The sequence below is a fragment of the Vibrio sp. 1580 genome (genome assembly GCF_033340055.1).
This window is the reverse complement of record NZ_JAWOVT010000648.1, coordinates 1-537: the sequence shown is the minus strand read 5'-3', so window position 1 is coordinate 537 and position 537 is coordinate 1. Positions and strand designations below refer to the sequence as shown.

Annotated in this window: 1 protein-coding gene; it reads right to left on the bottom strand. The window is 50.7% G+C overall.

Features of this window, described 5'->3' with window-relative positions; all coding sequences use genetic code 11:
- The coding region (locus tag R7093_RS27630) for an autotransporter assembly complex protein TamA (RefSeq protein ID WP_318147330.1) at positions 1-537 on the bottom strand (537 nt) is incomplete at both ends.

Here is a 537-nt window from a genome sequence, read left to right as displayed (position 1 = left end):
GTGTCATTAAACGCATCACCAATATCGTAGAACGTTGCGGCCCACCAGTTGCCGTAAACGCGATATTGATACTCTAAGGTGCTGCTTAAGATGTATTTCGCACCCGTTAATGCGCCACTTTCATCGACAGGTGAGATGGATTCATAGCCATAACCACGGATGTTGTTGTCACCACCAGCAAAGAAACGCAACGATGGCGAAAGCTTTTCAAATTCCTCCGTGATGTTAGCCCCCCCATCGAGACGGAACAAACCGCGCTGGTTTTCGCCGATGCCACGAATCCACGAAGATCGCCCAAGCAAACGCAATACTCGCGTTTCAGACAGTAGCGCCGGATCGCCGTATTCAACCGTTACGCTTTGCTTATCACCCCACATTGGCATACTGCCACCACGGACACGAGTACGCGAAAAGGTTGCCCCTGGAAGCACAAACTGCACGCCATCATCTTGCAAACCTTGCGAGAAGTTTTCGTACAAGTGACGAACGTACACGGTTTTGTGCCAACCACCGTCGGTTAACCAGTGTCTTTCTACC